Origin of the sequence: Streptomyces sp. NPDC057474, assembly GCF_042802555.1 — a bacterium.
Taxonomy (GTDB): domain Bacteria; phylum Actinomycetota; class Actinomycetes; order Streptomycetales; family Streptomycetaceae; genus Streptomyces.
In genome coordinates, this window is sequence record NZ_JBHVDX010000129.1 from 20,460 (window position 1) to 28,000 (window position 7,541).

Below are 7,541 nucleotides of genomic sequence, written 5' to 3' on the forward strand. Positions count from 1 at the left end.
GCAGGCGCTGGGGCCGCCAGGCGGCGAGAGGCGGCGTCATCCGTCGGCCGGTCCGGGCCCCGGACGATCTGCTGCCGCCCGGGGCTGCGCGAGTGTCTGAGAGAGCCAGGCGCCCAGCAACGTCATCACGTGCTTGAGCCGCGTGTAGTCGTCGAAGCCGTACGCGGACAGGCCCTTGGCCGTAGCCGCACTTCTCGAATCCGCCGTGCGGCACGTCGGCGAGCGACGGGCTGCGGTGCCGATCCCCACGCCGTGATGACGGTGTGGCAGTCGTCCCGCAGGCGTGGCCCGGCGGCGCTGTGGATGGCGTTGTCGACGCAGGGGTGCAGGGGCTGGAAGCAGCCGAGCAGGGCGCTGTCGGCGGCGTTGACGATGGCGTCCGCCGCAAGGGTGGTGATGCCTCCCCGCCACATGGTCATGTGCTCGGCCGCTTTGGACGCGGTGTGAGGTAACTCCTCGGCGATCGTGGCCAGTTGGCGTGCGACGACCGCTGTCCGCAGGCGACGTCCCATGTCCAGGACGGCGTCCACCGCGTCGCGTGCGTCGGCGGGCAGAGGGCCCGGTGGGCGGACGGTCAGCAGGGCGCGCAGCACCCGGCGGGCCGTCGTCGCGTCGGCGTCCGCGGGGTCGCGCAGGGTGTCACCGCGCAGGCCGAGCCGCTGCACGGCCGCGCCGGTACGGAGGAGGTGGAGCGCCGCGCGTACGTGCGTGTCCAGTTGCGCGGCCGAGGCGTCGGCGGCGGGCGTGGACCGATCGACGGGATCGTCCAGGGCGATCGCCGCGCGGTAGGCGGCCAGCGGCAACGCCGAATGCCGGGCCTCATGCGCGGTCGAGCCGTCGTACGGGATGCGCGGCATCGTCACGGGAGGGTCCGGGTGGTGGTGCGGAGGACGTCGGTGAGGGAGCGGGCGGGGTGGCCGGTGAGGTCGGGGACGGCGCCGCTGACGCCGTCGAGTTCGCCGGTCGCGATGGCCGTGTAGGTGGAGACCCAGGCGTCGAGTTGCCATTGCGGGGCGTTGTAGGAGGCACGGGAGGCGTACGCCTCCTCGATCGTCTCGGGCTGGTAGCGGACGGGGCGCCCGAGCTGCTCGGAGAGGATCGCGGCCGCCTCGTCGAGCGTGAGCGACTCGGGGCCGGTCAGGTCGTAGGTCGTACCGGCGTGGGCGGCGGGGCGGGTCAGGACCGTCGCGGCGGCGTCGGCGATGTCGTCCTGGGAGACGAAGGCGGCACGCCCCTGCCCGGCGGGACCGCGGATGACGCCGTCGTCGCCGGCCAGGTCGGGGACGATCTCCGCGTAGAGGTTGTCGCGCAGAAAGGTGTGGGTGAGGCCGCTCGCCCGGATGTACTCCTCGGTGTGGAAGTGGTCCCGGGCGAGGGTGAAGGCGGCATCGGGCGCGGCGCCGAAGAATGACACGTACACCAGGTGCCCCACGCCCGCCTCCACGGCGGCTTCGACGAACGCCTTGTGCTGGGCGACCCGGTCGGCGCTCTCGGAGGCGGACACCATGAACACGGTCCGCGCACCGGCGAGGCCGCGAACGACGGCGTCGTGGTCGTCGAAGCCGCCTCGGACCGCCGTCGCGCCGGGCAGCTTCGGTGCCCGCTCGGGGCTGCGGACCAGCAGCCGCTGCGCCGCGCCCCGCTCGGCGAGGCGGCGGGCGACCCGCCCGCCGAGGCGTCCCGTGGCTCCGGTGACCACGATCGTTGCGTCGGTTGCGTCGGTTGCGTCGGTCGCTTCGGTCGGTTCCGAGGGTTCTGTCATGGTGCCATCACGTCCTGGTGGGTCGATGTACTCGCGGCACGACTGCGCGTCCTCACGCGAGCGTGCCCAGAAGCAGGTCCGCCCCGAACGTTACGGACAGGGCCCGGTCCCCGAGGTCGGCGGGGACTCCGGGTGGTCGGGATTCACCCGCAGCAGCCGCGCCCCGGAAGTGTGCCGTACGACGTTCTCCATGGGCCACCGGATCACGCCGGGGGTATTGAAACCGGCGCCGGTCGCCAGGACGAGGAGGCGGGCGGTACCGGGCGCGTCGCCGAGCCAGCGGTTCAGCCGGTCCCCGGCGGGCATATGGGCACCGTCGACGAACTCCGGGCCCACACGCACGTTCGGGAACACGTCCGCTCCGCGGTTCGGGCAGATGGGCAGGGCGGCAGGGGCGGTCACCCGGCCCGTCTCCCGGTCGTAGGCGGCGAGGACGCGGTCGAGGAAGCGTTTCGCCGCCCAGGTCTCCTGGACGCAGGGCACGGTGCACTGCAGGCGGCCGTAGTCGCCCTGGGGTGTGAAGATCCGCATGATGGTCGGAATCGACAGGCGCCACCGCCCTGACTGCTTCGAGGTTGCCCCCTCACCCGTCGAGGTGGCTCCCTCACTCGTTGTGGAGCACCTCCGCGATCGTCAGCCGTGCCGCGCGGCGTGCCGGGATGTACGCGCCCAGGACAGCGATGAAGAGGCCCGCGAGGGCGAGCCCGGCCAGCGCCGGGGCGCTCCAGACGTCCGTCATGTACGACGGCAGGGTGATGTCCACCGCGTCCGCCATGCGCGGGACGACCAGTTGGTGGCCCGCCATGCCGAGCGGGATGCCGAGGAGCGAGCCGAAGGCGCCGAGCAGTGCCATCGAGGTCACCGTCATCACCGTGACCTGGCGTGGTGTCATGCCGATGGACTTGAGCATGCCCAGGTCGCGGCGGCGGTCGCGGGTGTTGAGGACGGCGGTGTTGAAGACGCCGAGGGACGCGACGGCGGCGAGGAGGAGGGTGAGTGCGGTGGCGGAGCCGATGATCGTCTGGGTGACGGAGTTGGAGCCGGTCGGCGACGGGCTGAGCCCCGGATCGGCGGCTTCGGCGGCCCGGGCGTAGGCGTTCGGGTCGGCGCCGTCGCGGAGCTTGACGTGATAGGCGATGGGATTCTCCCGCGGAGCCACGGACCGCAGAGTCGTCCAGTCGGCGACGACGACACGGGCGTTGCTCTCCATGAACTCCCCGACGACGACCACGTTCGCGCCGCGATCGCCCTTCTCCACACGGAGGCGGTCGCCGACGCTCAGCCCGGTCCGGCGCAGGAACGCCGATCCGGCCACGACCTCACCGGTGCCCCGGATCCACCGGCCCTCGGTGAGCAGGCTGTCCATCTGGGGCCGGTCGCCTCGGCGGGCTTCGAGCCACAGCTTCTCCGTGAAACCCACCAGGCGGGCTTCGGAGTTGGCCCTGGCGGTGACCTCGCGCGCGTCGGGCAGCGAGCGCAGCAGGGAGTGCAGTGCGAGGTCGTCGTGCTCCGGCTTCTTCTCCTTGCCGTTCTGGAACTTCCCCACGTAGACCGTGACTTGGTAGGCGTCGCGGCCCGCGTTGCCGAACCGGTCCATCGTCGTGGCCAGGCCGGTCGCGAACGTCACGGTGGTCACGCCGAGGACCACGGCGGCGAGTGTGAGGGCACTGCGGCCCGGCCGGGCGAACGGCAGGCCCAGCCCCAGGCTCACCGAGCGCGGCAGCCGGCTGCCCGCCAGCCGGCGCTGGACACCGAGTGCCCGCCCGGAGCGCGGCGCGCTGCCCGCGCTGATCGCCCGCGCGGCGGACAGCCGGTGGGCGCGCACCGAGGGCGCGAGCGCGGCGAGGAGGCACACGGTAGGCATGCCGGCCAGCGCGAGCACATTCACCCAGGGCGCGAGCGAAACACTGTCGTGGAAGACTCCCGCGTCCGGCCCCGTGAACGCGAATTCGAGCAGGGGCCGTGCCGCCAGATTGCCCGCGAGGGTCCCGAGCACACAGCCGAGCACCGCGGGAACGGAGATCATCACGAGGTAGACGGCCACCACCTGCCCCGGCGTGAACCCCAGCGCCTTGAGGATGCCGATGTGCCGGAACCCGGAGATCACCGCGCCGCTGACCACATTGGCGACGATCAGCACGGCCACCACGATGCCGAGGATGCCGAAGGTCAGCAGATAGGGTGCGTACGCCCGCGCCGAACTGCCTATCTGATCCTTCAGGGTGAGGTACGACCGCGAACCGGCCAGCGCGCCTGTCGGCAACTCATCGGTCACCGAGGCCAGTTGCGTGTGCAGCCGGTTCTCCGACGAGGCGTCCGTGAAGCGGAACAGCATCTGGGTGGCCGTGGGATTCAGGGTCTCGATCTGCGCGGGGGCGACCCAGGCGTCGGCGGTGCGACTCAGGCCGAAGGCGAAGCCGACGACGGTGAGGGCCGGGCCCGAGGGCACCTGGAGCGTCTTGCCCAGGTCGTCCGCCGTCCAGTCCGACTGCCGGTTGAGGACGACCTCGCCGGGCCCGGTGGCCCAGCGGCCCGCCCACAGGTCCAACCGGTCCACCGGACCTCCGGGTTCGGCGCGGCCCACGACGGTGAGTTCGTTGCCGAGCCCGTAGTTCATGGCTTCCCTCGGCAGCTCTACCGAGGCCTGGGCGAAGGGCCCGGCGGTCGCCGCCACGCCGGACTGCCGGGCTGCCCGGGCCAGTTGGCCGTCCGAGACCTTCGCGGGATCGAACGCGGCGATGACATGCGGCCCGCGCTGCTTGGCGAAGGCCTTGTCGAACGGGGACGAGGCCGCGTCGACCAGGCCGAGCGCCACCACGATCGCCGCCGTCGAGGTCAGCGTGACCAGGCCGATCACCAGCGTCTGGAGCCTGCGCCGCCGTACCGCCGCACGCGCGGCCCGCCACACGGCCCTCATGCGGACGGCTCCAGGGTGTGTTCGCCGGTCACCCGGCCGTCGGTGAACTCGACGAGGCGGCTGGCGCAGCGCCGGGCCAGGTGCTCGTCGTGGGTCACCAGGACCAGGGTCTGGCCGATCTGGTTGAGGTCGAGCAGCAGGTCCATCACCTGCTCTCCGGACCGGCTGTCCAGCGCGCCGGTCGGTTCGTCGGCCAGCAGTAGGGCCGGCCGGTTCATCAACGCCCGTGCCACGGCGACGCGTTGCCGCTCACCGCCGCTGAGCACCGCCGGGTAGGTGTTGCGCCGGTCGGCGATGCCGAGCTCGTCGAACAGCTCCAGCGCGCGGCGGCGGGCCTGCCGGGCGGGGCTGCCGGTCAACTGGGCGGCCAGCGCCACGTTGTCGAGCGCCGACAGGTCGTCGATGAGGTTGAAGAACTGGAAGACCATGCCGATGCGGCGTCGCCGGTACAGGGCGAGCCCCTTCTCGCTCAGTTCCCCGACGCTCTCGCCGTGCACGACCACCGTGCCGCCCGTCGGACGGTCCAGACCGGCGATCATGTTCAGCAGCGTGGACTTGCCGCACCCGGAGGGGCCCATCACCGCGACCGCCTCCCCGGCGCGGATCTCCAGGGACACCCCGTCCAACGCCGTCGTCTCGCCGTACTCCTTGCGCACACCGTCGAGCCGTACGACGGCTTCTCCTCTGTTGTCCTCAGTGACCATGCACCGGACGCTAGGCGAGAAGCGCGGCCGGGACATCCCTCCCCGGATGGCACCGAGTTCCGTGCCTCATCCCGGAGATGCAGGGGCCCGCATCCCGGGGCTGATGCGGGCCGGCGGGCCGTTCTGAGAAGGTGAACCCCATGTGGGAGTGGGGGTCGGACGGACCGGCGGCGGCGTTGGGGGTGGCGTGCGCGGCCGCGGCATGGCTGGCGGCGGCGCTGGTGCGCACGCGGCGCCGCTGGCAGAAGACCGTGGGGGAGCGCGGCTGGTTGCTCGAACGGGAACGGGAGAGCGCCGCGCGTGCCGCGATCGCGGCCGAACGCGACCGTATCGCCCGGGAGTTGCACGACATCGTCAGCCACAACGTCAGCCTCATGGTGGTCCAGGCGGGGGCCGCCCGCGAGGTGCTGGGCACCATGCCGGACGAGGCCGCCGCGGCTCTGCTGGCCGTCGAGGACGCGGGGCGCGGCGCGATGACCGACCTACGGCATCTGCTGGGCCTGCTGGCGCCCTCACAGAACGGTGAGGACACGGAGGACACGGGGGAGGGCATGGACGGGGACGGGGATGGGGACGGGGTGGTCGAGTCCGGCGCGGGCCGACGCGGCGGCGATTGGGCGGAGTTGGCACCACAGCCCGGACTCGACCGGCTGGGCCCGCTCGTCGACCGGATCTCGTTCGCCGGTCTGCCCGTGGAAGTACGGATCTCCGGTGAGCCGCGCCCGTTGCCGCAGGGCATCGACGTGACGGCGTACCGGATCGTCCAGGAGGCGCTCACCAACGCGCTCAGACACGGCGACGGTGGCAAGGCCGAGGTCACCGTGCGGTACGCCGCCCACGCACTGCGCGTGGAGGTGCTGAACACCGGCCCCAGCGTGCTGACCGGCGGCAACTCCTCCCAGCCGCACCCCACACGGCTCGCCCCGCGCCACCGGGAGGGCACCGGGCGCGGACTGCTGGGCCTGCGCGAGCGGGTCGCGGTGTACGGCGGGGACCTGGACGCCCGGCGCCGCCTCGGAGGCGGTTACCGGGTCCGGGCACGCATCCCCCTGGACCGGCTGTGACGGCGGCCGGGGGCGGACCGGCGGCCGGAAATGGGCCGATGGCCGGAGGTGGGCCGGTGACTGGAAGCGGACCGATGACCCAAGGCGGGCCGATCGCCGGGGGCGGACCGGCGGCCGGAAATGGGCCGATGGCCGGAGGCGGGCCGGTGACCGGAAGCGGACCGATGACCCAAGGCGGGCCGACCGCCGGGAGCGGACCGGAAGCGGCCGGGGCCGAAGCGGCACCCCGTGTGCTCGTCGTCGACGACCAGACGCTGATCCGGACCGGGTTCCGGCTGATCCTCACCGCCCGGGGCATCGAGGTGGTGGGCGAGGCGGCCGACGGCGTGGAAGCGGTCGCGATGGCCCGCGAACTGGAACCGGACGTCGTGCTGATGGACATCCGCATGCCGAACATGGACGGCCTGGAGGCCACCCGCCGCATCCTGGACCGGGACCCGGACTGCCGGGTGCTCATACTCACCACCTTCGACCTCGACCGCTACGTCTACGCGGCCCTCGCGATCGGCGCCAGCGGCTTCCTCCTGAAGGACGTCACCCCGCAGCACCTGGCGGCCGCCGTACGGCTGGTCGACACCGGCGACGCCCTGCTGGCCCCCACCATCACCCGGCGGCTGGTGGAACGCTTCGCCACGGAAGCCGCCCACCCACCCGCCGCGCACGCCGACCTTCACACCCTCACACCCCGCGAACTGGAGGTCCTGACCCTCCTCGGCCGAGGCCTCTCCAACGCGGAACTCGCCGCCGAGCTCACCCTGAGCGAAGCCACCGTGAAGTCCCACGTGGCCCGCATCTTCGCCAAACTCAACCTGCGCGACCGCGCCCAGGCCGTCGTGATCGCGTACGAGAAGGGGCTGGTCAGAGCCAGAGACTCCTGAAACAGCGGGGGAGCGCCGTGCGGGGCAGGATGACCGCCCCGCACGACCGTGTCGGTCAGGACTCCTCGGACGCGGTCAGATCTCGTTGAATCCCTTCGAGTCGGTCCCGTCCCGGGGGGAGCCGGCGAGGGAGCGGCCCGGCCACGCCCAGGTCGCGGCGCATGGCTTCAGCCGCACGCTTCTGGCGTCCTCCACGGGCGCGCGGCGCCCGTGGAG

General features: G+C 72.6%; 7 protein-coding genes. 2 read left to right on the plus strand and 5 right to left on the minus strand.

Translation table 11 applies throughout. The features are described from left to right. Positions 1–125 precede the first annotated feature (125 nt). The 5 genes from ACFU53_RS29680 to ACFU53_RS29700 all read right to left on the minus strand — a co-directional run bounded on the left by ACFU53_RS29680 (position 126) and on the right by ACFU53_RS29700 (position 5,383). Entirely contained in the window at positions 126–863 is a 738-nt protein-coding gene (locus ACFU53_RS29680) for a hypothetical protein (RefSeq protein WP_383998924.1), read from the minus strand. Beyond that, positions 860–1,762, minus strand: coding sequence for an SDR family oxidoreductase (locus tag ACFU53_RS29685; RefSeq protein WP_383998927.1), 903 nt, complete (start codon positions 1,760–1,762; stop codon positions 860–862). The genes ACFU53_RS29680 and ACFU53_RS29685 overlap by 4 nt, the downstream gene beginning before the upstream one ends. Positions 1,763–1,852: 90 nt before the next feature. After that, positions 1,853–2,293, minus strand: coding sequence for a hypothetical protein (locus ACFU53_RS29690; RefSeq protein WP_383998930.1), 441 nt, complete (start codon positions 2,291–2,293; stop codon positions 1,853–1,855). A 73-nt stretch (positions 2,294–2,366) separates the two neighbouring features. Continuing rightward, on the minus strand, positions 2,367–4,679 hold the full coding sequence (locus tag ACFU53_RS29695; RefSeq protein ID WP_383998932.1) for an FtsX-like permease family protein: 2,313 nt from the start codon (positions 4,677–4,679) through the stop codon (positions 2,367–2,369). Beyond that, a complete protein-coding gene (locus ACFU53_RS29700; protein WP_383998935.1) occupies positions 4,676–5,383 on the minus strand; it encodes an ABC transporter ATP-binding protein in 708 nt (235 codons plus the stop codon). Before ACFU53_RS29700 ends, ACFU53_RS29695 begins: the two co-directional genes overlap by 4 nt. A 140-nt stretch (positions 5,384–5,523) precedes the next feature. On the opposite strand from ACFU53_RS29700, the gene ACFU53_RS29705 reads away from it, so the two are divergent. Further along, positions 5,524–6,447, plus strand: coding sequence for a sensor histidine kinase (locus ACFU53_RS29705; RefSeq protein ID WP_383998937.1), 924 nt, complete (start codon positions 5,524–5,526; stop codon positions 6,445–6,447). Between the two features lie 164 nt (positions 6,448–6,611). After that, the gene (locus tag ACFU53_RS29710; protein WP_383998939.1) at positions 6,612–7,325 is read left to right on the plus strand and encodes a response regulator; all 714 of its coding nucleotides are present in this window, start codon (positions 6,612–6,614) and stop codon (positions 7,323–7,325) included. Positions 7,326–7,541: the final 216 nt, after the last annotated feature.

Bases quoted from the DNA above. Each gene is read 5' to 3' on its own strand.
- ACFU53_RS29685 (WP_383998927.1), bottom strand. From the start codon at position 1,762: ATGACAGAACCCTCGGAACCGACCGAAGCGACCGACGCAACCGACGCA.
- ACFU53_RS29690 (WP_383998930.1), bottom strand. From the start codon at position 2,293: ATGCGGATCTTCACACCCCAGGGCGACTACGGCCGCCTGCAGTGCACC.
- ACFU53_RS29695 (WP_383998932.1), bottom strand. From the start codon at position 4,679: ATGAGGGCCGTGTGGCGGGCCGCGCGTGCGGCGGTACGGCGGCGCAGG.
- ACFU53_RS29700 (WP_383998935.1), bottom strand. From the start codon at position 5,383: ATGGTCACTGAGGACAACAGAGGAGAAGCCGTCGTACGGCTCGACGGT.
- ACFU53_RS29705 (WP_383998937.1), top strand. From the start codon at position 5,524: ATGTGGGAGTGGGGGTCGGACGGACCGGCGGCGGCGTTGGGGGTGGCG.
- ACFU53_RS29710 (WP_383998939.1), top strand. From the start codon at position 6,612: ATGACCCAAGGCGGGCCGACCGCCGGGAGCGGACCGGAAGCGGCCGGG.